The organism is Pseudoalteromonas phenolica (assembly GCF_001444405.1).
GTDB lineage: Bacteria > Pseudomonadota > Gammaproteobacteria > Enterobacterales > Alteromonadaceae > Pseudoalteromonas > Pseudoalteromonas phenolica.
In genome coordinates, this window is sequence record NZ_CP013187.1 from 2,100,058 (window position 1) to 2,122,919 (window position 22,862).

General features: G+C 40.8%; 21 protein-coding genes and 1 tRNA gene. 6 read left to right on the forward strand and 16 right to left on the reverse strand.

All coding sequences use genetic code 11. The features are described from left to right. Positions 1-147: 147 nt before the first annotated feature. From PP2015_RS09190 to PP2015_RS09200, 3 genes are all read right to left on the reverse strand, one after another. A complete protein-coding gene (locus tag PP2015_RS09190) occupies positions 148-972 on the reverse strand; it encodes a DUF2971 domain-containing protein (RefSeq protein ID WP_169792725.1) in 825 nt (274 codons plus the stop codon). Positions 973-1,185: 213 nt separating this feature from the next. Continuing rightward, a tRNA-Pro gene (locus PP2015_RS09195) sits at positions 1,186-1,262 on the reverse strand. Positions 1,263-1,406: 144 nt separating this feature from the next. Next, complete coding sequence (locus tag PP2015_RS09200) at positions 1,407-1,751, reverse strand: VOC family protein (RefSeq protein ID WP_058029988.1); 345 nt, start codon at positions 1,749-1,751, stop codon at positions 1,407-1,409. 368 nt (positions 1,752-2,119) lie between these two features. Between PP2015_RS09200 and PP2015_RS09205 the strand changes: the two genes are divergently transcribed. Further along, entirely contained in the window at positions 2,120-4,006 is a 1,887-nt protein-coding gene (locus PP2015_RS09205; protein WP_058029989.1) for a phytase, read from the forward strand. A 174-nt stretch (positions 4,007-4,180) separates the two neighbouring features. Then, positions 4,181-5,332, forward strand: coding sequence for a Card1-like endonuclease domain-containing protein (locus tag PP2015_RS09210; RefSeq protein WP_058029990.1), 1,152 nt, complete (start codon positions 4,181-4,183; stop codon positions 5,330-5,332). 61 nt (positions 5,333-5,393) lie between these two features. Here the strand turns inward: PP2015_RS09210 and ybaK are convergent, their stop codons facing one another. Together ybaK and PP2015_RS09220 are read right to left on the reverse strand one after the other, a co-directional pair. Continuing rightward, complete coding sequence (gene ybaK, locus PP2015_RS09215; protein WP_058029991.1) at positions 5,394-5,864, reverse strand: Cys-tRNA(Pro) deacylase; 471 nt, start codon at positions 5,862-5,864, stop codon at positions 5,394-5,396. A gap of 36 nt (positions 5,865-5,900) precedes the next feature. Further along, positions 5,901-6,440, reverse strand: coding sequence for a helix-turn-helix domain-containing protein (locus PP2015_RS09220; RefSeq protein WP_058029992.1), 540 nt, complete (start codon positions 6,438-6,440; stop codon positions 5,901-5,903). 77 nt (positions 6,441-6,517) lie between these two features. Here PP2015_RS09220 and PP2015_RS09225 point away from each other — a divergent pair, with 77 nt between their 5' ends. From PP2015_RS09225 to PP2015_RS09235, 3 genes are all read left to right on the forward strand, one after another. Further along, complete coding sequence (locus PP2015_RS09225) at positions 6,518-7,753, forward strand: benzoate/H(+) symporter BenE family transporter (protein ID WP_227009257.1); 1,236 nt, start codon at positions 6,518-6,520, stop codon at positions 7,751-7,753. An 80-nt stretch (positions 7,754-7,833) separates the two neighbouring features. Then, on the forward strand, positions 7,834-8,784 hold the full coding sequence (locus tag PP2015_RS09230) for an alpha/beta fold hydrolase (RefSeq protein ID WP_058029994.1): 951 nt from the start codon (positions 7,834-7,836) through the stop codon (positions 8,782-8,784). After that, on the forward strand, positions 8,781-9,929 hold the full coding sequence (locus PP2015_RS09235; protein WP_058029995.1) for an RNA polymerase sigma factor: 1,149 nt from the start codon (positions 8,781-8,783) through the stop codon (positions 9,927-9,929). Before PP2015_RS09230 ends, PP2015_RS09235 begins: the two co-directional genes overlap by 4 nt. 97 nt (positions 9,930-10,026) lie before the next feature. Here PP2015_RS09235 and PP2015_RS09240 read toward each other — a convergent pair whose 3' ends face one another. From PP2015_RS09240 to PP2015_RS09285, 10 genes are all read right to left on the reverse strand, one after another. Next, on the reverse strand, positions 10,027-11,196 hold the full coding sequence (locus PP2015_RS09240; protein WP_058029996.1) for a cystathionine beta-lyase: 1,170 nt from the start codon (positions 11,194-11,196) through the stop codon (positions 10,027-10,029). Positions 11,197-11,225: 29 nt separating this feature from the next. After that, positions 11,226-12,146: an NAD(+) diphosphatase gene (nudC, locus tag PP2015_RS09245; protein WP_058029997.1), complete on the reverse strand. Its 921-nt coding sequence runs from the start codon at positions 12,144-12,146 to the stop codon at positions 11,226-11,228. Positions 12,147-12,246: 100 nt separating this feature from the next. Further along, positions 12,247-12,525, reverse strand: coding sequence for a hypothetical protein (locus PP2015_RS09250; RefSeq protein WP_058029998.1), 279 nt, complete (start codon positions 12,523-12,525; stop codon positions 12,247-12,249). Positions 12,526-12,535: 10 nt separating this feature from the next. Beyond that, positions 12,536-13,330, reverse strand: a complete 795-nt coding sequence (gene nagB / locus PP2015_RS09255; protein ID WP_058031598.1) for a glucosamine-6-phosphate deaminase — start codon at positions 13,328-13,330, stop codon at positions 12,536-12,538. Between the two features lie 246 nt (positions 13,331-13,576). After that, entirely contained in the window at positions 13,577-14,704 is a 1,128-nt protein-coding gene (nagX, locus tag PP2015_RS09260; protein ID WP_058029999.1) for a transmembrane glucosamine N-acetyltransferase NagX, read from the reverse strand. 65 nt (positions 14,705-14,769) lie between these two features. Continuing rightward, positions 14,770-15,894 (reverse strand): N-acetylglucosamine-6-phosphate deacetylase, encoded by a 1,125-nt coding sequence (nagA, locus tag PP2015_RS09265; RefSeq protein ID WP_058030000.1) that lies wholly within the window; start codon positions 15,892-15,894, stop codon positions 14,770-14,772. Further along, entirely contained in the window at positions 15,894-16,805 is a 912-nt protein-coding gene (nagK, locus tag PP2015_RS09270; RefSeq protein WP_058030001.1) for an N-acetylglucosamine kinase, read from the reverse strand. The genes nagA and nagK overlap by 1 nt, the downstream gene beginning before the upstream one ends. 323 nt (positions 16,806-17,128) lie before the next feature. Further along, a complete protein-coding gene (locus tag PP2015_RS09275; protein WP_058030002.1) occupies positions 17,129-17,371 on the reverse strand; it encodes an HP1242/YdcH family protein in 243 nt (80 codons plus the stop codon). 242 nt (positions 17,372-17,613) lie between these two features. Next, a complete protein-coding gene (locus PP2015_RS09280; protein ID WP_058030003.1) occupies positions 17,614-18,624 on the reverse strand; it encodes a LacI family DNA-binding transcriptional regulator in 1,011 nt (336 codons plus the stop codon). A 233-nt stretch (positions 18,625-18,857) separates the two neighbouring features. Further along, a complete protein-coding gene (locus PP2015_RS09285) occupies positions 18,858-19,502 on the reverse strand; it encodes an HD domain-containing protein (RefSeq protein ID WP_227009251.1) in 645 nt (214 codons plus the stop codon). A 93-nt stretch (positions 19,503-19,595) separates the two neighbouring features. Here PP2015_RS09285 and PP2015_RS09290 point away from each other — a divergent pair, with 93 nt between their 5' ends. Then, positions 19,596-20,786, forward strand: a complete 1,191-nt coding sequence (locus PP2015_RS09290; protein WP_058030005.1) for a class I SAM-dependent methyltransferase — start codon at positions 19,596-19,598, stop codon at positions 20,784-20,786. Positions 20,787-20,943: 157 nt separating this feature from the next. On the opposite strand, the gene PP2015_RS09295 is transcribed toward PP2015_RS09290, so the two are convergent. Continuing rightward, positions 20,944-22,845 carry a beta-ketoacyl synthase gene (locus PP2015_RS09295; RefSeq protein WP_058030006.1) on the reverse strand — a complete coding sequence of 634 codons (1,902 nt, stop codon included), beginning with the start codon at positions 22,843-22,845 and terminating at the stop codon, positions 20,944-20,946. Between the last annotated feature and the right edge of the window lie 17 nt (positions 22,846-22,862).

The following is a 22,862-nucleotide window of genomic DNA, read 5'->3' on the forward strand; positions in this document are numbered from 1 at the left end:
TCATGGGGTGTCAGGGATCGTAGGTTCAAATCATACTGCTCTGACGAGTTATGTCAGGAAAATAAATATTAAACAAGTGATTTCATTTTGCTAATTGTAAGAGTTGCCCCTGTTGTTTGTTCATAATTTTTCAAGTCAAAGCTATTCTTAATCTAACTCTTTAAGTTCTATATGAAAGCTGTTCTTTATAGTTGTTACTTTTAGTATTCTAGTGTCTTTATATTTTGAATTAACAATCATCTTCAAAAGTTCAACTTGGTCTGCTGGCATTTTTTCACCGATGAAAACATGTTTAAGTGATTCAGGTGAATATTTCTTTAGCCCAAAAGAGTTGCTTAGGACTCTATATTCAACTTCATTGGAAAAAATTTCATGCTTCGTATTTAGAGCTTTGAACAAAGAAGATGAATCAATTATCTCGCTTTTATCTATTGATAAATGGGGGGTTGCTGTCCTAATATCATAATTCACAGGGTTAAAAGCAAATTTAGAATCATTCAACTCTTTAATACTTCTTGCAAGTTCCTCTCCGTCAAAATGAAGTGCAAAGCCTCTCAAACCATCCGAATATAAAGACCACATATGTAAATTAGCCACATTCGAATTAAGAATGTCAAAACTATGATTTTCAGTTGGTATATCAGATGAAAGAGATAAAACTCCAGAATTTTTTCTCATCTCCGTCATTCTTTTATGCACATGTTTTTTAACAAATTGTTTGTGAGCGTATTCAAAGTCCCTTTGTCCTTTATCTAAAAACATTTTAATCAATGACTCAGTTCTTTGCTCAACGTTTTCATTCGGCCTTTGCATGCATTGTATCTTACGAGCCAAATCGTATAAGTCTTTAGGTTTCATATTTTCTACTAAAGTATCTACATCATAGACACCTTCAAATGGGTCATTTAAATCATCTAATTTAGAAAACCATAGATGGCAATTAGCCAAACATGCCAAGGAGTTAGTATCCATGACGCGAAACTTATAGAGATTTTTATAATCCATTTTATCAATCAGGCTTTTGTAATAAAAATATTAGTCGCTAATATCTTTGAGTGTAATTTTAGAAGGTGTAATTGATCAACTACTGTTTTAAAAATGAAAAAATTCAAAACGCTTTGTAATGTTTAAAATGAGATTTTATTTTGGGATTTATTACATTTGTTGAATGGGTAAAGGAAAAGCTGGTCGGCATAGCAGGATTTGAACCTGCGACCCCTGACACCCCATGACAGTGCGCTACCAAGCTGCGCTATATGCCGACTTGCTAGCAACTATACAAGATTAATCTTAAAAGGCAACAACCTGTTGGATTGTTTGAACATTTTGTGTTCTTTATTTCAATTTGAAGATGCTTAACTGATCCAATCCCAGAGTTTATAAATAAGGAATAAGTTTCTCTTGGGTTATAACTCCCAAAATCCTTGCTCAATGCCGCCTATTATGTAAATTGCAAACTTGCCTTTCTCTGATATCTCCATAGGCGTCATAGCTATTTCAGCGCCTTGAGCCTCAACATGCTGAACAGCAGCCTCTATATCGTCGACTAAATAATATGGCCTAACTACTGGCGTTTCGTTTTCCCTTAGGGGCCCTCGAACGCCTAGAATACTGCCATCTTGTAAAAGACTAGTTTTAGCACCGCCTAACATTTCATCTGGCTGACTAAAACTTGCATTTTGTGAGTGCTCATAAGCTTTACACACGGCTTCAACATCTGGGGTAACGATTTCAAGGTAATGTATTTTCATAGTGATACTCTGTTGAGACGCCTTTTCTCTTAAATTTAATAAAACCACTTAGAGCTATAACATATAAGATAGCCTATTAAAGCGCATGAAGTGCTCTATTTATCATGCAGATTCGCCCAAGGGTCTTATTGGCTCATACAAGAATGTGCATTAAGTGACTTTTCTTAAATTGCTCCTCATTTCATTTCGCAGCAAAGCTTTAAACGCCTTTTTTAGGGGTCAAATTAGCTCAAAAAATTCGTAATGAGATGTTTAAAGGCCTTAAAGTGCCCTGCTGACACTTTACATAGAGATAGCTGAAACATTTATGTCATTTTTCATCGCTACTGTCTGCCGCAATGATTTAGTAACAGCTTTAAGAGCTCAACATGACAAACACATCTTTAAAACTATCTTGGCTGATTGGTGGATTACTTTGTAGTGGCGTTGCCAATGCTTCGAAGACTAATAAACAATGGTTAACCGAGTCTGAGTTTATTTCGCCTATTGAAGTCGCACAGACTAGCCATAAACAACTTGCTGTGAGTGAAGCGCACGGTATCGCTTTACTCGATGAGCAAGGTAACGCTTTATCGACAATTAACTCTAAGTCTGAACATTTAGATTTTAGGTGGCTACCAAATTCAAAGTCTGTTGGGGTGTTATCAACCCTAAATAAAAATACCGGCAATATCGAACTCATTAAAGTTGACTTTAAACACAATCGTATTGAAAAGACGTATGCGCTTTTGGCTGATAAAACAGCATTTGATGCAATTTGCTTAAGCTCTTCATCTGACCATATTGAGTTATTTACAGTTGATGTAAACGGCATCGTTAGTCAAATGGCGCTGAATACCGAAAACGAGACTGATTGGCAGTTAAATGAAGTTCGACATTTTGCAGTTGGCCTTAATATGAAGTCTTGTGCAGTGAACGACCTGACCGGATCACTCTATATTGCAGAAGAAAATATTGGCGTTTGGCAGTACTCGACTAACCCTGAGCTTGAAATTATTCGCGAGCTTTTCCAGCTTGCTGAGGGGCTCGAAGTAGAATACTTAGATACAACCGCCTCGGGTGATGTGTCTGTGGTGTCACCGAGTACAAACCAGCTTTGGCTACTTGACCAAAATAATCACGCGTTCAAACCTTTTGAGCTGCCCAAAAACATAGCACCTAAAACCGTTCAACTTCACCGCTCTGACAAAAACTTAATTGCTTATGTCTTCGATGATGAAACATCAAAGAATATCAAAATCAATTTGGGCAAGTACAAGTTACCGTTCAAAAAGAAGAATGAGCAACCGATTGCCAATCTGATCCCCTTTGCACAAACGACCCCTGTTGCATCTCATGGTGATGCCGCAGATGACCCTGAGATCTGGGTAAATAAAGTTAACCCTTCAAATAGCTTGGTTTATGGTACTGATAAAAAGTCAGGTCTCAACGTATACGATCTAAAGGGCAATCTTGTAAAAACTTTACTCGTTGGTCGAGTAAACAATGTCGATATTCGTTACGGCGTTAAATTCAATGGTGAAGTTGTTAATATTGCAGCAGCCAGTAATCGAACCAATAAAAGCATCAGCCTATTTAAAATCGATCAAAAATCTGGGCTCCCTACTTTTCTTACCGATATTAAAACAGACTTGGCTGATCCATATGGTTTATGCCTGGGACAATACGATAATGAACTGGCGGTATGGATTAATGACACCGATGGTCGCTTTCAAAAATACGAGATTACATTTAATAAGCAAAAGATAACAGGCAAGAAAACTCTAGAATGGACAGTGCCTAGTCAACCTGAAGGCTGCGTAAGCGATGATGCGAATCAACGCTTGTTTTATGGTGAAGAGTCAACGGGTGTATGGCTAAAAGATCTTAAAGGTAAACAACCTGACAAGTTAATCACTGGTCTAAATGAGCAAGTCGAAGCTGATATTGAAGGCATGAGCTTATATCGCTTAAACGGCAAACAATACCTTGTTGTATCTAGCCAAGGTAATAACCGCTATGCGGTATACGACGTTGATGATAACAATGAATTTTTGGGTGTTTTTGAAGTCGGTGCAAACTGGGGAAGCATGATCGATGGTGCTTCAGAAACCGATGGTTTGGCAGTAACAAGCAGCTATCTTGGTGAAGCCCTCCCTAATGGTTTATTGGTTGTTCAAGATGGTCATAATGTGATGCCTAAAAGCACACAAAACTTTAAGCTTGTGGATGGCAGTTTGTTGAGGGATTGGATTTTAAATAGAGTCGCAAAGTAGTTTTTAAATTTCTAAATCAAAGAAGGGACACGCTTCCTTCTTTGACTCAATCTAAACTCATTTGTAATTTTCATACCTTTTTGCACTCTTTTTCAAAACTAATTGGTATTTCCCCTCGCCCAAATTTTGCGGTAACGTACCGATAACAATAATAAATGCACTATAAGGAACACCGTGCAAAATCATACTCATATTTGCTTTTTAGATAACAAACTTATCAACCTTGTTACTCCTTTGCTCGATACACACATTCCTTCCAATGAAGTGATCGTATTTGTTGAACAAACAGAGTTAGCAAAACTTGACGCCATTAGAGCAGTGTTAAATCCACGTGGGATCAGCTTGAATTTTAAAGTGATGCCGCAAACTCGAAATACAGAGGAGTTGGTCTCGTATTTTCATCAAGAGATAGATTCGTTAGTCACTCACAATCATAAAACTCTATACGCATTTAATGCCAGTTGTGGCGACCGCCAGCATGTTTTAGCCATGTATGAAGTTGTTAGAGCCTATGAATTTGAGTGTTTTATGGTAGAGCCTAACAGTGATGAATTACATTGGCTGGTACCTTCAGAGCGAAAAAATACACAACTAGCCGATAAACTTAAAATTCGTGATTTCTTTGCTCTTATCGACAGCCAAATAAATAATATTGCAAACACAGGCAATGTTGATATTCGTTATCGTAAGCTTGGTGCTAAATGGGCAGCTAGCCAAGACAATCTAGGTCAGGCGCTTGGCAATTTAAATTACTTAGCTGCCAGCAGTGATAATGCACACTTAACATCTGCCGTTTTGAATAGATCTCAATTAAATTGCGCTGATTTACAAACTCTGATTGACGATTTAGAAGATGCTGAACTTGTTTGTCGCAAGAATGACAGGTTAGTTTTTATAAATGAAGAAGCGCGCTTTTTTGCCAATGGGGGCTGGCTAGAAGAATATGTTTATGGCTTACTTTTAAGTTTAAAAAAAGAAGTGCCACACATTCAAGACATTGCACAAGGCGTAGAAATTACGCGAAAGATTGGTCAAGGTACCGTAGTGAATGAACTTGATATCGTCATCATGGCGAACAACAAGCTTCATCTAATCGAATGTAAAACTAAAAAGTTCGATAAAGGCGAAGGTAACCAAGTAATTTATAAACTAGATTCATTGACCGATTTACTCGGTGGTATCCAAGCCCGCGCAGCGCTGATCAGCTACAAAGGAATAAGGACACACGAACAGCTTCGCGCAAAAGAACTAGAGATCGAACTCTTCTGTGAAAACCAATTAGCCCAGCTAAGAAAACAACTAAAAAGCTGGCTAGAGCAAGCCTAATTCGATCAATTTACCCATCTTAGTTGGTGGGTAATTTATCTCTTACATAGCTAGAAGTCAGTCACACACTTTGAATATCTGCAAACTGTCCTTGCGTTAATTCACATAGAGTATCTGCCGCCAGTTCTATTTCGAGCCCTCTGCGCCCTGCACTCACAAAAATGGTTTCAAAATTTTTGGCTGAGCTATCTATTACGGTGGCGAGGCGTTTCTTTTGTGCCAATGGGCTAACGCCACCTAAAATATACCCCGTTGAACGCTCGACTAATTGCTGTGGCGCCATGGCGGCTTTCTTTGCCCCCACGGCTTTTGCTAACGATTTTAAATTCAGTTGTTGGTTAACGGGTAAAACCGCGACCACAAGTTGTTTGCTATCAGTTTCAACAACTAGGGTTTTAAATACTTGAGATGGGTTCAAACCTAGCTTTTCAGCCGCTTCCAAGCCATAAGATTGCGCTTTTGGCTCGTGCTTATACTCATGCACGTTAAATGAGATTTTGGCTTTTTTGGCGAGTAAAATCGCAGGTGTCATGACTTTAATCCTTTTAATTATTTCATGTAACGAGTGCTACTTTGGATAACAAATTATGTTCTCAAATACACAGCATTCAGACACGGCTTGATAACCATGTGGTTGGTCACTTAAAAAACGACATGTTTGCCCAGCCTCCAAGTTATGCCAAGTATCATCATAAAACACAGACAAACACCCAGAACGCACAATGATATGTTCAATCACTCCTGTACTGTGTGCTGTTGATAGCTGTTTATGATGGTGAGTCAGGGTTATCTCGAACATTTCCATCGCGCTATCTTGGCTAAATGCAAAGAGGGTTTTCACTTGCATGTTTTCATCATTTGGAAAAGTACGCTGCGCTATATCGGCTTCTTTTTGATTTGAGAAGAATGAAGAAAATGACGCGTTTAATCCACTGGCTATCTTCCAGAGTACGGCAATAGTCGGGCTAGATTCCTCTCGCTCAATTTGCCCCAACATGGCTTTAGACACGTTCGTAAGCTTGGCGGTTGCGTCTAAACTCAGGCCTTTTTCTTTGCGCAAAGTTTTCAGGCGCTTTGAAATTTTACTTTTGAATATTTGCTCTGACATAAAAAGCCTGCTTAAAACTTGTGCGCTATAGCGCACGATGTTACTGTTTATTTCGTGCGCTTTAACGCACAACCTCAATATTAACACTCAACAACAAAGGTGCAAGTATGCTCAAGTCTGTAACAATGGGCCATTTATCTGCTGGTTTTACAGCCGTGATGATCGGCTATGCCAGTGCGGCAGTGATCGTTATTCAAGCGGCTTCTGCTTTGGGCGCGAGTGAAGCTCAAATCGAAAGCTGGCTGATGACTTTAGGCCTCATTATGGGGTTAAGTTCAATTGGCTTGTCATGGTGGTTTAAAACCCCCATTCTCACAGCTTGGTCAACGCCAAGTGCTGTTTTGTTGGTCGGTGTTGGTTCACAATACGATATACATACGGCCATTGCTGCCTTTATGTTAGTTGGCATTGCCACAATATTAACCGGATATATAAAGCCACTTTGCAAAGCTGTCGAAAACATTCCTTCACCGCTCGCTAGTGCTATGTTGGCAGCCATTCTGCTTCCTTTTTGTTTAACTGCTTTTGAAGTAGTTGAAGTAGCACCAAGCTATTTCGCACTGCTGTTTTGCTGTTTTTGTTTGGCTAAGTTATGGCTTCCCAAACTCACTATGTTTATTTTATTGGGTGGCAGCTTAGTTTTAGCCATTGTAGTTGGGGCATTTGACCAAACAGATTTCTCTATTTCTTTTGGTGCATTTGAATTCATGCCTCCAAATTTAGATGCATCGAACCTAACCGCCATACTCAATTTAGCTGTTCCACTGTATTTGGTTACCATGCTTTCTCAAAACTTACCTGGCCTCGCTTTATTGCAAACCTATGGCTATAGGTCGCCAACGAAATCGGCTTTAGTCACCACAGGCGCATTAAATTTTCTGACCGCACCTTTTGGTGGATTTTCGTTAAATTTGGCGGCTATCTCTGCTGCTGTGTGCATGAATGAAGATGTAGACACTTCAAAAACTCAACGCTATAAAGCGGCAATGTGTGCAGGCGTGTTTTATTTAATTGCCGGGCTATTCGCAAGTAGCGTGGTTAGTTTATTTTTGGCTTTACCAAAGAGTATAACTTCAATACTCGCTGGCTTTGCTTTACTCGGCACGCTCCTACTCTGCCTGCAAAATGCGTTTTCTGATCCTAAAAGTCGTGATGCGGCTTTACTCACTTTATTAATTAGCTTTTCGGGCGTCAGCTTATTTGGCATTAACTCTATAATGCTGGGCCTCATGGTGGGGTTAATTTACTCGAACTTACAAAAGCATCGATTGAAACCAGAGTTAAAAACAGAGGGTTCTGAAAAGCTCGGCTAATTATTTTAAAAAAATTCAAAAATATTTGTCACACTTTAAATGACTCGTGTGACTTAGTTATATAACCAACAGGAGCTACTATGATTAAGTCACACAACAAACCAAATAAACCTACAAAATTAAGCCTATTGATTGTTTTGTTCATCGCGATTGCGGCAGCATTAAATACCGCTAAAGTTTGGGCGCATAATCACTTTACTGTTAAAACAGTCGGAAATAGCCAAACAGAAAATGCCGATATCATTCTGATCCCGGGTCTTATGTCTAACGGTGAAGTTTGGCAAGGCACTCTAGACACAATCAAAGATAAACACCGTGTACATATGGTATCAATCACCGGATTTGCCGATAGTCAAAAACCTACAAACTTTTCGATGAACGAGTTAAAAAATGAGCTAATTGATTTTATTACTGAAGAGAGTCGCAAGTCAGAAGCTTCAAATGCTGTAGCAAATAAAACAATTCTAATTGGTCATAGTCTGGGAGGCTTTTTAGCTATGTCTATCGCATTAGAAAAGCCAGAGCTTATTAGTAAGGTCGTTTCAGTTGATAGCCTACCCTATATTGGCCCAATATTTACCGGCACAAATCAAACGACACCGGCTTCACTTAGCAACCAAGCTGAACGCATACTTTTAATGCACAAATCAATGACTCAAACGCAACTAGCAGAGCAAACTAAGCGCGGTATATATATCCATGCGACTCAGGCTAAGCATCAAAAACATATCATTGATATGGCTAAACGCTCTGATCCGGTTACCGTTGGCAAAGCAATGCACTATTTAATGAACAATGATTTGAGACCATCACTGACTGAAATAAAAGCGGATTTACTTATTCTGGGTGCATCAGGTGGATTTAACGATAACTCTCGCAAACAAGCCGTTGAACAACTATATAAAGGGCAAGTGGCAAATTTACCTAACGCTGTAGTCAAAATGAATACAAACTCTCGCCATTTTATTATGTATGATGATCCTAAATGGCTAAACGACCAAATTACGGCATTCATTAAGGATAAATCATGAATACATTAGCGTATAAACTAGACATGAAAGACAGTAACAGTATTGCTTTATATGTGTCGCATGCACGAAAAGGTGATGTAAATGCCTTTGAAGCACTTCACAAAGCATGTCGACAACTCATTTGCAGTATTGCGCTCGCTATCACGAAGGACGTGCATGCGAGTGAAGATGTAGCGCAACAAGTATTTATCAATGCATGGCAAAACCTCGATAAGTTAAAAAACGATCACAGCTTTTTACCTTGGCTTCGCCAAACTGCTCGTTATAAAGCTTTAAACGTATTGCGAGAAAAGTCGAGTTTAGTGTCTGACAATGATGAGTCACTCGAGCAATCACTTGAGCAGTTACTTGCTCACCATGATTGTCCTGATAGTGATTTATTAAAAGATGAACAAGTCATGCTGATGAATCAACTTGTTTCAGCTTTACCAGAAGAGAGCCGTGAGATTTTAATCTTGTACTATCGAGAAGAGCAATCTAGCAAGCAAGTCGCTGCGTTATTAGATATCTCTGAAGAAAAAGTACGTCAGCAGTTATCAAGAAGCCGAAAGAAGCTTAAGTCTCAATATTTAAATCGTTTTGGTACATTGGCAATTTCGACAATTACCCCAGCGGTTGCTTTAGGCTTGGTCGCCCCAAGTGCGCCAGTTGCTGCGGCAACACTGGTGACCAATACAACGTATAGCTCACCAATACTAAAACTTTTTGCAGTGCTTGGTGGTGCTTTTATTGGCGCATTCGCAGCTATGCTTGCTGTATTTTACAGTATGAAATTTCCGATTAAGTACGCAAAGACTGAGCAGACAAAAGCAATACTTAAAGTTATGAGAACCAGAATGTTAATCACCACGTTTGTGTTTGGGGTGCTATTCGTTATGAGTTACTCATTTAGCTCGGGGTGGATTATGCCAACGCTCGCTTATACAGCATTTGCATTGATACTTGGTTTACAGATTTTCCAAGCTCAAAATATCATTAACATAGACCAGCAACACATGACTGAAAGTGAAGTGGCAGCAAAACCATTTCTATGTCGCCCTAAATGGCAAAAGCTTTTTGGCCGAATTGGTCTGGTGCTTGGGTTTGCCAGCGGCGGCTTTGGTTTAGTAATGGGGTTAATTGGCTCGGGCAGATTAGTTTTATGAGTTTAATTAGTCGAAGAGGTTTTAAAAGTTGCGCGACATAAAGTCGCGCCTACAAGTTAAGGCTTCGTTTTGGACTTTGGTTTGCCCTACGCGAACCTTACAAATTGTCTTTATACACCTGCAGTGCTTGCTCTAAATCTGCAATTAGGTCTTCAACATCTTCTAAACCTATGTGCAGGCGAATAATAGGACCGTGCTCCCACCCTGTTGTTGAGCGCAGCTTTGCCATGGTTTTATTGGCAGTCACTAGACTTTCGTAACCTCCCCATGAAAACCCCATTTTGAAATGATGCAATGCATCTAAAAACGCATTGATTGATTTTAGATTGCCCTCTTTCATAACAAACGAGAATAAACCGTTACTGCCATCAAAATCGCGATTAAAGAACTCATGCCCAGGGCAAGTTTCAAATGCTGGGTGGCGTACATGATCAACGAGTTCATGTTCAGACAACCACTGTGCGACTTGTATCGCCGCTTTTTCGTGCTGGGCTAAACGCACAGGCATAGTACGAAGACCACGTAATGCTAAGTAAGCATCATCAGCAGACGTACATTGACCTAACAAGTAAGAATGCTCACGCAATGTCGGCCAATGGGTTTCATTTGCTACCGCAACGCCCATCATCACGTCTGAGTGACCAACAATGTACTTGGTTGCAGCTTGAATACTGATATCAACGCCAAAATCAAGCGGTCTAAAATGCCAGCCATTTCCATAGGTATTATCTAACATAGTGATGATGTTATGCTTTTTCGCAACCTCAACAAGTGCAGGCACATCTTGAATTTCCATGGTGATTGAACCCGGCGATTCCAAGAAAATCACTTTGGTATTTTCTTGTATAAGGGCTTCGATGCCAGCACCAATTGTCGGGTCATAATACGTCGTCGTTATACCGAGGCCGGCTAAAATCTTATCGCATAGATCACGTGTCGGCTCGTATGCGTTATCAACCATTAATAAATGGTCACCTGACTTCAAAAAAGACAATAAAGATTGACTGATGGCAGCGGCGCCCGATGGATAAAGCGCACACCCTGCACCATTTTCAAGTTCGGTAATGGCATCTTGTAGCGCATAGTGGGTGTTTGTACCACGACGACCATAAAATAAGGTGCGATCAGCACGCTCTTTGATGGCAGTTTGCATTTCTTCTACGGTATCAAATACGACCGTAGAAGCACGCTGTACAACAGGGTTTACGACCCCTTGGGTATATTGTTTTTTTCTGCCAGCACTGACAATCTTAGTATTATTTTTCATTGTTAAACCTTGGTATTTTTTAACTTCTTTTATTCGCCAAGTGCGCGCCAATATTCGACTAAATAGCGTGAAATTGAATCTCTTCGGGTAAGTTTAAACCCAGGCATATCATCGCCCCACTCTGCGAATGTATTTAATTCTGCTCTTGAGAACCACTTAGCATCTTGTAATTCATCTTGTTCCACTGAGATCTCTGTGGTTTTCGCTTTAGCTATAAAGCCCAGCATTAATGACGACGGAAAAGGCCATGGCTGTGATGCGATATACTGGGCATCTTCGGCAATAATGCCAGACTCTTCTTCTACTTCACGCAGTACCGCTTGCTCCAATGATTCTCCTGGATCAACAAAACCTGCCAGCGTCGAATAAACGCCTTCTGGCCAGCTTTCCTGACGGCCCATCAAGCAGCGCTCTATGCCATCATCAAAAGTATGGGTCACTAACATGATCACCGCAGGATCAGTTCGCGGGAATGTAATATGACGACACTCACCATTTTGACAACGACGTGCATGACCGCCCTCATAGGGCTTATTTGCTGTACCGCAACGGCCACAAAAAACATGAGTTTTATGCCAATAGCACATACCCCTTGCTAGTACGCCGATAGATGCTTCAAAACCATTTAGTTTTGGCCCGACTTTACGCATATCTTCAAATGTGCCACCCGCTGATAAATCATTCACTTCATCTTGGTCTATATTCGACACATCTAACACAAAGTAATGTATTTCGTCTTGATGACCAATATACACGGCATCATCGGTATTTAAGTGTGCGACTGACGACCAGAGTAATAGCTGAAGCTTTTGTAAATCAGCGCTAAATAAGTTTTTATCTTGGTGAATTAAAAGCCATCGGCTGTTGGTCGTTTTTTGCGTGTTTAGCCAGTTGCTATCTTTGCGTTGCTGCGACGCTCTGTCTAAACTCATCTGCGTGTAATGAAGCATATTCACTCCTTTGCGTGATTTGAGCCTAAGCTAACACACAGACACTCTAAGCTAAATAAATAAGCCGTAAAATTTGCAAAAAAAAAGCCCTTACGGGCTTTTAAAATATGTAGTTGCGTAAAGGGCCTGTTACTCTTTGCTGTTCGAGTTTTACTCTTTCTGAGCGGGCTTTTATCACGGCACTCGGTTTTTTACCTAGTGGGCTAAGTAAAAATCGAGTAACAATGAGAAAAGTTCGCTCCGAAGAGCCTATTTGGCAGCGCTTGATTGGAATTTCAACTATGTTATCGCCTGACTTATATGGAAATACCATACTACGCAGGCTTTGCCGTGTATAAATACCAATCAAACTGCTGTAAAAACCAACTTGAAAGATCAACAGCTCCTTACTATAAAGAAGCTAAATAAGCCTGAAGCTTTTGGTTTTCAGCTTCTATGTGCTGATAAAACTCAATGTCTTTTAACTTACTTGCTGCAGCCTTATCAATCACGATAACCGCATCACGGTGCATTTGTAGTGCAGATGCTGGGCAAGCTGCTGTTAACGGACCTTCAATCATTGCATGAACTGCTTCTGCTTTGTTCTCACCAGTCGCTAATAACACCACTTTTTTGGCATCAAGAATAGTACCGATACCCATAGTGATTGATAAGTGCGGCTGGTATTCGTCTTCTTTAAAGAAGCGAGCATTATCATCAATGGTTGCTTTGGTTAATGTTTTAACACGTGTACGTGACGTTAAGCCTGACGATGGTTCGTTGAAACCAATGTGACCGTTGCGGCCAATACCCAACAGTTGAACATCAATGCCACCTGCCGCAACAATGTGACCTTCGTATTCCTGACATGCAGTGATTGGGTTTTTCGCATCACTCGGTGGTACATGCGTTTTATCTTTGTCGATGTCTACGTGGTTGAACAACTGCTCGTTCATAAAATAACGGTAGCTTTGTGGGTGTGAACCATCTAGACCTAAATATTCGTCTAAGTTGAATGTTGTCGCGTCTTTAAAGCTAATTTCACCTGCTTCATTACGACGAATTAGTTCTTGGTAAAGCGCTACTGGTGTCGAACCGGTCGCTAAACCTAACACAGACTCTGCTTTCTTTTTTAGTTGTTGTGTAAAGATATCTGCGCCATAAGCTGCAACTTCATTGGCGTCGTTTAAGATTACTATTTGCATGGTTTTGGCTCGTTGTAGAAGAAAAGAAAAAATGGGATCTGGGCTTACTTTGCGTGCAATCAAAATAAGCGCCAGATCAAACCTAATCGGGATAATCTTATTAGGCTGTACCATTATGACAACGCTGTCATTATTATCATTAATTGAGCGCTTGTAAAGTAAAAGTGAAAAAAAACTTTGGATTTTTTATAACAAAAAGGCTCATATTAATGAGCCTTTTGCATAAGTAGATAGTAAAGTTTAAAATTAAACGCTAACAAAGATCTTACGACGATACATCCAGTGCAGTACTAACATTTGCACCGCCATCAGCGCAGTGACCGCCAATAAAGGCTGCCATTCACTTGGCGCTGCATTTACCACACCACCGAACACACTGCGGCTAATGTACTCCCAATCCACCAGTGAAGACGCTAAGTAGATAATGATTGAGTTCGCACCAATGATTACAAACGGATAAGCCAGCTTTTGGCCATTTAAAATGTCGACTGCTGCGAAGAAAACAGCAAGTAAAATTGCACTCCACCCTACTGTTACTAATACGAATGAACTGGTCCAAAGCTCTTTATTAACTGGGAAGTGTAAGTCCCATGTCCAACCGAGCAATAAACTTACAACACCTGCGCCGAATAACATACCACATGTTTTCCACTCACCGCGCTCATTGGCTTTGGCAATCAGCTGTCCTGCAAATACACCAGCAATTGCATTCACAATCGCTGGTAAACTCGACAAAATTCCTTCAGGGTCAACCACACGGTTTTGATATGAAATGCCTGGTAAAAGGTGCTTATCGAACCATGCATTCCAACTACCTGCCGCAGATAAGTCACCCGCAACGCCACCCGGTACAGGAATAAAGCAAAGAAGTACCCAATAGAAGATTAAAATACCGATACCAGAGTAAGCTAAAACACGTAAGCTAAAGTGCCACACTAATAAAGCACAGAAGAACCATGCGATTGCGATTCGCCCTAACACACTCGCATAACGTACTTCTTCAAATGCAAATGGTGCACCTGTACCCCAGCCGTGGTTATACAAAACACCAAATGCCATAAGTAAAAACAGTCGCTTAATTGCTTTGTTGTATAACGGGCGTCTTTCGTTAAAAGGAAGGTGATCGATACGCTTAGGTGCCAGACCCATAGCAACACCAGATAAAAAGATAAATAACGGGAATATTAAATCGTAAAAAGTAAAGCCATGCCAAGGGCTATGCACTGTATGTGCTTCAAACGCTTTCCATCCCTGCCAGCCTGTTAAAACAAACAAAGCGGCAAAAATACCCTGTCCGCCTAAAATCCAAAACATATCCATGCCTCGGAGTGCATCTAGAGATGCTAATCGTTTTTTTTGTGTTTTTGCTGTCATATTTTATTCCAGTACAAATAAAAAAGCCCCGCTATACTGCAGCGGGGTTTTTTCCTCAGGGAAAGTTAAATCTGAGCACCTGCGATGTACGTTGCCTGTGCAAATAAATTCTCATCAAGATGAACAAAGTCTGCATCTGCGCCCTCACGCAAATGACCTTTGCTGTTTAAGCCTAGATATTGCGCAGGATATAAAGATGCCATACGAAGCGCTTCAGGTAGACTTACATCTAGCCAATCAACCGTATTTCGTACTGCGCTTGCCATATCTAACACACTGCCAGCAAGCTCGCCGGTTGTTGAATTTAAACGATCGCCAGTACGGATGACTTTACGGCCATCGAAGAATGCAAACTCAGTATCGTCTGTACCCACAGGTGGCATCGCATCTGTTACTAGCATGATTTTGCCACGTTGTTTTGAGCGAATCGCAAATTTAGCAGATGTGTTATGAACATGATGGCCATCAACAATTAAACCGCACCAGCTATTGTCGTCCCATAATGCTGCACCAACAACGCCTGGCTCGCGAGATGTGAAAGCAGACATAGCATTGAATAAATGGGTAAAACCATCAGCACCTGCTTTTAATGCAGTGTTAGCAGTTTCAAAATCTGCATTTGAGTGACCAATACTCACTTTAACACCTAAGCTAATTAAACGCTCGATATCAGCTAGAGGTACTGTCTCAGGTGCTAAAGTGACCATTTTTATGCCCAAGTCTTGACGCGCATAAATATCAAATTCTTGTTCAGTGATGGGTCGAATAAACTGCTCGCTGTGCGTGCCTTTTTTTGGGTGAGACAAGTGCGGACCTTCAAAATGGATCCCAACAACACCTGCTTGATTACTTCCAATTGCAGCTGCCATAGCATCTGCAGCCGCTTGCATCACTTCAATTTTATCTGTGATCAGCGTTGGCATGAGCGCAGTAGAACCAAATTGCGCATGCGCCGACACCATCTTTTCAAGGCAAGCAGTGGTTTGCTCAGCGTTATAAAATGCACCACCACCGCCGTTTACTTGAACGTCGATATAGCCTGGCACGACTAAGCCATCAAGATTGATTACTCCGGCGTTTTCGGCAGAAGCTTTATAGCTCACTTTGCCATCTTCTACTGAGAATACGACGTCATGATGAAATTTCTCACCATCAAAAAGCTTTTTAGCTTTGTAAATTTGCTGGCTCATTAGTTCACCTTTCTAATTTCATGCTGAGTACTTTCCATCGCAAAATAGATAGCACCGATTTCTGGTGGCTGCTTTGGTAACTGAACAAGTTTCGCAATATCAGCATCTAGCCACTTGTTTAAAGGCTCAGCTAGACCACCTATCATAGATAAGCGCGGAGGATTGATTTCTAATAATCTTTTTGCAAGGTTGCTGATGTATTCAGCACCTTGTTTGACAATTTGCAATGCTACTTCATCGTTTTGCTCTGCAGCGGTAAATACGTGACGTGCAAGTTTTGCATAACCGCTTGAAGGTTGTCCTGCCATTTGCTCGGCGATCCCCATTGCTGTTGTAACATGGAAATGTTGTTTTAAAGACTCTGATAAAATTGTTTTTGGACCTAAACCATCAAGGTCTACAAGAGATGCCTTCACCGCTTCCAAACCCATCCATGCACCACTGCCCATGTCACCTTGTGCAAAGCCATGACCACCGTAATTCACTGTTTCTCCATTCACTATGGCAAAACCACACGAACCTGTGCCGGTAATTATCACTGCGCCATCGTGACCATCATGAGCGCCTATACATGCAGTGTGCAAGTCAGTTGTTAAATACATTTCTTTAAATGGATGATCCCATTGCATAATTTTGTCGTAAAGACCAGGGATGTTTACACCTGCTAAGCCAAGCCCTGCAATAATGTCATGAACTTGTTCAACGCGCAGACCTGCATCTTGTAGAGCCAATTGAGTTGAAACCATGATTGACTCTAGTGTGCGTTCAAGACCATGTAATGGATTTGCAGGGCCACCTAAACCGGTCCCTAACACCCCTTGTGTTGCTGAGTAGATAGTTGCACGACATTTTGTGCCTCCCCCATCTATTCCAATAAATAACTGGTCTTGTTCAACCTGTTTAGCCATCATTTAGCGACCCCTGATCTGTAACGTATTGCTCAAATAGCTTTATAATTATTTGGCAGAGCATTTTTCATGTTGATTTAATGTTACACACAAAATGACAGCGTTGTCATTAAATTTTTTAGAAAAATGTCTGAAATTGATAATTTCTAATATTGCACAAAAGATTCTTTTTGTCACCGAAACCAAAGTCTAACTATTAACAGGAATGAACTAATAAATTTAAAACATTAATTTTTATAAGGATATTTTACTGGTATGAGGTCTTTTATATAGGTACATATTGCAAAAAAGGAGCAGCAAGCTACCCCTTTGTATTATGAAAACTTTTATGATGCACTTCTCAAAATTGCATAGAGTTGATCTTTTAAATGCAAGCGCTGTTTTTTTAGTGATTCAAGATACTCATCAGAGGTATTTTCTACCCCCTCTTCAATGCGAATAACTTCATGATCAAGATTGTGGTAATCATCAAACAAGCGCGCAAAATGTCGATCATTCATTTTGAGTTCGTGTATTTTTTCTTTAAATTCAGGTAACTCTTTTGCTAGGCTGTGGCGATCAATAATCATAGTGAAGTCCTGTTTAAGTTTTTTCCAAACAAACCTTATGCTTGGCTCACTTTTATAGTACGCCTACAGCGTTCACTAATGTTGATCTAGCACAAGTTTTAACCAGCCTAATGAAACAATTTTTGCAGCTAGATTTATAACAATGCTTTGGGATTTTTAAGCAATTTTGAGTATTATTCAAAAAAGAAAAAGCCTAACAGCGAACCGCTAGGCTTGGGCAAGTAAAGAAATTGAAAAGGTATCTAAATTCGAGCTGTAGATTCTCGAACTATAAGTTTAGCTTCAAGCGTTGTTTGAGTATTCTCAATGTCAGGGTCACTGATCTGAAGTATTAATTGTTCCACAGCTTGGCGTGTCATTTCTTCGACTGGTTGAGCGATTGTTGTAAGCCCAGGCCAGATGTGGCGAGCTATAGGCGCATTATCAAAACCAGCTATCGAGATATCCTCTGGTACATTCAGCTTTGTTTGCGTCGCTAATTTTAACACCGCTGCAGCCATGTAATCATTCGATGCAAATACTGCGCTAGGTCTTGGTTGCAAGTCTAGTATTTCTTTTGCGCTATCAGCACCAGAGTGATAACTAAAGTTACCTTCAGCCACCAGCTCTGCGTCATACTCAATATTATGTTCAGCGAGCGCTTTCTGATACCCCGAGAAACGCTGCTCTGTTGCACTGTGATCTGGGTGACCCTTGATGAAGGCAATTCGGTTATGACCAAGAGAAATTAAATGCTCTGTAATTTCGAAAGCACCTTGCTCATCGTTACTTCTAACAGATATTGAGCTCTCATCCTCAAGCGCTGAGGCAACACGCGCGTAATTAATATCTTTCTTTTTAAGAAACTCTATCAATTCTTGCGAGTCAGAAAATGGTGGAGTGAGAACAAGACCATCTAAACGAGATGTTGTTAATAGATGTTCGATGTTTTCAATCAGTGCTTCACCGCGCAGTTCACATGGATGTATTAGTAAATTGTAGTTGTGCTTATGGCAAGCTTCTAAAGCGCCACTTTGAACGCGAGTGATGTAACTTTTACTTGGATTATCGTACAAACAGCCGATGATAAAGCTGCGATTGCGAGCAAGTCCTCTTGCAATAGGATTCGGTGTGTAATCAAGTTCTTTGAAAACTTTTAGTACTTTTTCTCGTGTTGCAGGGCTAACGTTAGGCTCATTATTCAAGACGCGTGAAACGGTCTTCTTTGATACACCTGCGTATTCTGCAACACTGTTTATTGTTACTTTCTTCATCTGGTTTCCCGCTCTACATTCGAGGGAGTAAGTACTTCAACCTCTACTGCAATTCATCCTGAACGAAAGAAATATCAATCTAGAATTCTTTGATTAATGGGTTATCATTTGCTTTAAAAAAATGCTGCCCACATACATGGGCAGCCAACACGTTTTGACAACAAAATGATAAAACGCCGACATTATGACACCGGTGTCAGAGTTGCGCAATACAATTTTTCAATTGACGCTTCTTATATGCCTATTTCTTGGCCTAACTTTCCCATAAACTCTTTCATAAACAACACTCTAGACTCTGCTTCTTGTTTTCCTGCATACGTGTGCATAACTTCAGGTAATTTAAAAAGTTTGTTATAAAAATGGTCAACTGTATATGAATAATCATCTGGCTCGCGATATTCACAGAATGGATCGTCAACATTATACACACTGCGATGCATCGCACCGCCAACGGTAAAACAACGTGCAATACCGATTGCTCCTAAGCTATCTAGTCTGTCGGCATCTTGAACAATTTTAGCTTCAAGCGTTTCAGCCTTCACATTTGCACTGTAGCTATGCGCAACTATGGCGTGGTGCACAGCAGACAACTTTTCACTTGCAAAATCGATACTGGTTAAAAATTCGGATGCTTTGTCAGCTGCTAATTTTGAAGCTTGGCTTCTCAGGGGGCTATTTTTAGCGACTGCGACACAGTCATGTAGCCATGCAGCAGCAACGACCACTTGCAAATCTGCCTGCTCTTTTTCAGCTAATAACTTTGCGGCCGTAACCACTCTTTGCACATGAGCAAGGTCATGCCCTGCATCCGCTATGGGTAATGTTTGTACAAATTCGCGACAACTTTGTTCTAATGACGCTAATTTATCGATATTCAATGCCCTACTCTCCGGATAATTCACTGATCAACATTGTATGTTTGTAAACGCTTAACTAAAATGCCCAGCATACAATTAAGTTAGGAAAAATTCATGTCTTGTGCAGTGTACTTGCAGCCTGGTAGAGAAAAATCGTTAAAACGTAAACACCCTTGGATATTTTCCAAGGCCATCAAAAAAGTAAAAGGCAAACCTGCTCTGGGTGATACCGTAAAAATTTACTCTAATGAAGGTAAATACCTTGCCACTGCTGCATACAGTCCAGATTCTCAAATTAGAGCACGTATATGGAGCTTTGATGAATCTGAAAGCATCGACAAAGATTTTTTCTTACGCCGTTTAACACGTGCTTTTGACGCGCGCAGACAAGTCATCGAAGAAGGTGGTTTAACTGGTTTTCGCTTAAGCGCAGCTGAGTCTGATGGCTTACCGGGTATCACTATTGATAAATTCGACAATTATATTGTTTGTCAGCTATTAAGTGCGGGCGCAGAGCGTTATAAAGGCGATATCGTACAAGCACTCCGTGAGCTTTTCCCTGATTGCCACATTTATGAACGTTCTGACGTAGACGTGCGTAAAAAAGAAGGCCTTGAAAAAACCACTGGTGCACTTTGGGGCGATGCGCCGACTGAGCCTGTTGTCATTACAGAAAATGGCTTAAAGCTTGAAGTCGATATTTTAAATGGTCACAAAACTGGTTTTTATTTAGACCAACGTGACAGCCGTGCAGCACTAGAACGGTTTTCTAAAGGCAAAGACGTTTTAAATTGTTTCTGTTATACAGGCACTTTTGGTTTATATGCGCTTCGCGGTGGTTGTAATAAAGTTATTAACGTGGATGTGTCACAACCAGCCCTTGATACAGCAAAGCGAAATGTAGAACACAATGAACTTGATTTATCGCGTGCTGAGTTTGTTAAGCAAGATGTATTTAAGTTGCTGCGTCAGTATCGTGAGGAAGGTCGTCAATTCGATACCATCGTAATGGACCCACCTAAGTTTGCTGAGAGCAAAGCACAGCTAACGGGTGCATGTCGTGGTTATAAAGATATTAATATGATCGCAATGCAAATTCTCAAGCCTGGCGGCACATTACTAACCTTCTCTTGTTCTGGTTTAATGGAACAAAACCTGTTCCAAAAGGTTGTTGCTGACGCAGCCCTTGATGCAGGTAAAGAGTTGTTGATTATGGAGCGTCTGAACCAAGCAGCCGATCACCCTATCGCGGGTAACTACCCTGAAGGTTTCTACCTTAAAGGCATTATTTGTAAGGTTTATTAACGTAAGCTGAGCTCTGGATAACGTAGATAAAATTTAAAGCCAACCCAGTTTGGCTAATTATTAAGGCCACATTTGTGGCCTTTTTTATGTTTTAAATATAAAAAAGGCGCTCATCCCAGAGCGCCTAAGTTTGCTTAACATTCTTTTCTTCTTAAGCTTATTCGCTTAAGTCACCATATTGGTTATTTGTGCTCAGTAATACTGCTTTATCGAAGCCAGGTAAACTTAAGCTGTCTTGGTTTAGTACTAGTTCATTTTCATCAATCATACCGTTGCCAAAACGATAAATAAGCTCATATTGGCCATTATCTGCAGCTTGCTGGTAGTCAGCTTGAGCAAGCTTAGTTTGCTCTAACTTTACTTGATATGAATTTAACTGCGCTTCAGAATAGCGTTTCGCTAGCAGCTTATTGGTAAAGTTTGGGGAAAATACCGTTGCTGTTGCGTTGTTACCACCGAAGCCTTTTGAGTTAATAAAAGCCACGTCCATAGGTGCACATTCATAGTGCTCATTGCGAATATCTAAATGCTCTGCGTGAACATCGTCAGCAACTTTATCAATTGTTGTAATACCAGGCATGATGTTGTGACTAAATACACCCAACGCTAGTGCTAGCTGGTCACCACTTGCTGGCGCAATTGTATGGCCTACGTATGCTTTAGGTGCAACTACTTTCCAACCATTGATTGAAAACGCTTCTGCCACTCTGTGGTAAATCAGCGATTCAGTCACACGGTTTTGCGGTGTACTTGAGCCATGGGCTAAGATAAAACTACGCTCTTTAATAGCATCAGCACCTGCAATTTGCTCAGCTAACGCGACTGACTTAGCCATTGTGATGTAGTTACCTGGGCCAGGTGCCGTGATTGACTTTTTAATACCATCTGCATTAACAAACACATCTACTACCGAGCCCATAACTTCTGCACCAAGCTCGAGGGTAAGCGCATCATCCATTAGGATCGCAACCTGTGCACCTTCACCGATTGTGAAGCCGCAGTTCTCTCCAAACGGACGACTAGTGCGACGATAATCAACATTTTCAGTATTATCTAGCTTACGAAGACCTTCTTCATTCGCAAGAGCACTCATATTACCGAATCCCTCTATGATTTCAGGTGTGATCGCACATTCGACACTCGCAACTATCGCTACACGCGTTCGTCCGGCTTGAATATCATTTACTGCAGCACGTAAATTATATAAGAAGGTTGCACATGCACCTGATGTTGTGAAAGTCGTACCAACGCTACCTGTTACATAAGCATTGATGAAATCTGTCGACATCGTATTTAAGCCCAAAGCCAGCTGCTTAGTACTTACGCGATCGCCTTGTTGACGTGAGCGTACAAGGCCACCAAAGCCTTCTTGCTGCATCTGCCCTGCCACTGATGCTGAGTAAGTACCAATTTTGTCTGGTTCAACACTATTCATCACCTTGTCCCAATCAAGACCCGTTGAGCGAATTGCATCGGTTGCGGCAAAAATAGTAGCCTGTAAGCCACGAGGTTGATAACGGCTGTTGTATAGCGCTGCAGGATCAAAACCGGTCGGTAATTGACCAGCTGCTTTGATTGGATTATCACGATAGCTATCGTGTTTTACTTCTAAAGAGTCTGGTACAACCACATTGACTGTTTTTGCGTCCAGTTCATCAACTTGCCATGATGCTGGTACTGGGCTTGGTAAATCACGCTTGCGGCAAGTAAACTTAAGACCCGCCTCATCATTCGCATCAATAGTTAGTTTTTGCTGCCAGTGTGTTGCATCACAATCAAAATGGTCTTTTTCTATTTTACGGATCAAAGTACCTGCTTTAATCTGCTCACCAAATTTCGCTTCAATTTGTTCTGCTAGAATTTCATCGCCTGCTTGAGTTACTAATCTACCGTCTTCAAAACGTACTAAATTCATTAGTGTTGCAAGGCCTAAGAAAGTCTCTTGTCGAGCATGTTGGTCTAACTTATCTATAACAATACGGCGATAGCCCTGATGGAAAGAGGTTCGGCCAGCAGCGTTAATGCCGCCCATTCCGACAATAATTGGTAATGCAGTCATAAATAATCTTTCTTAAA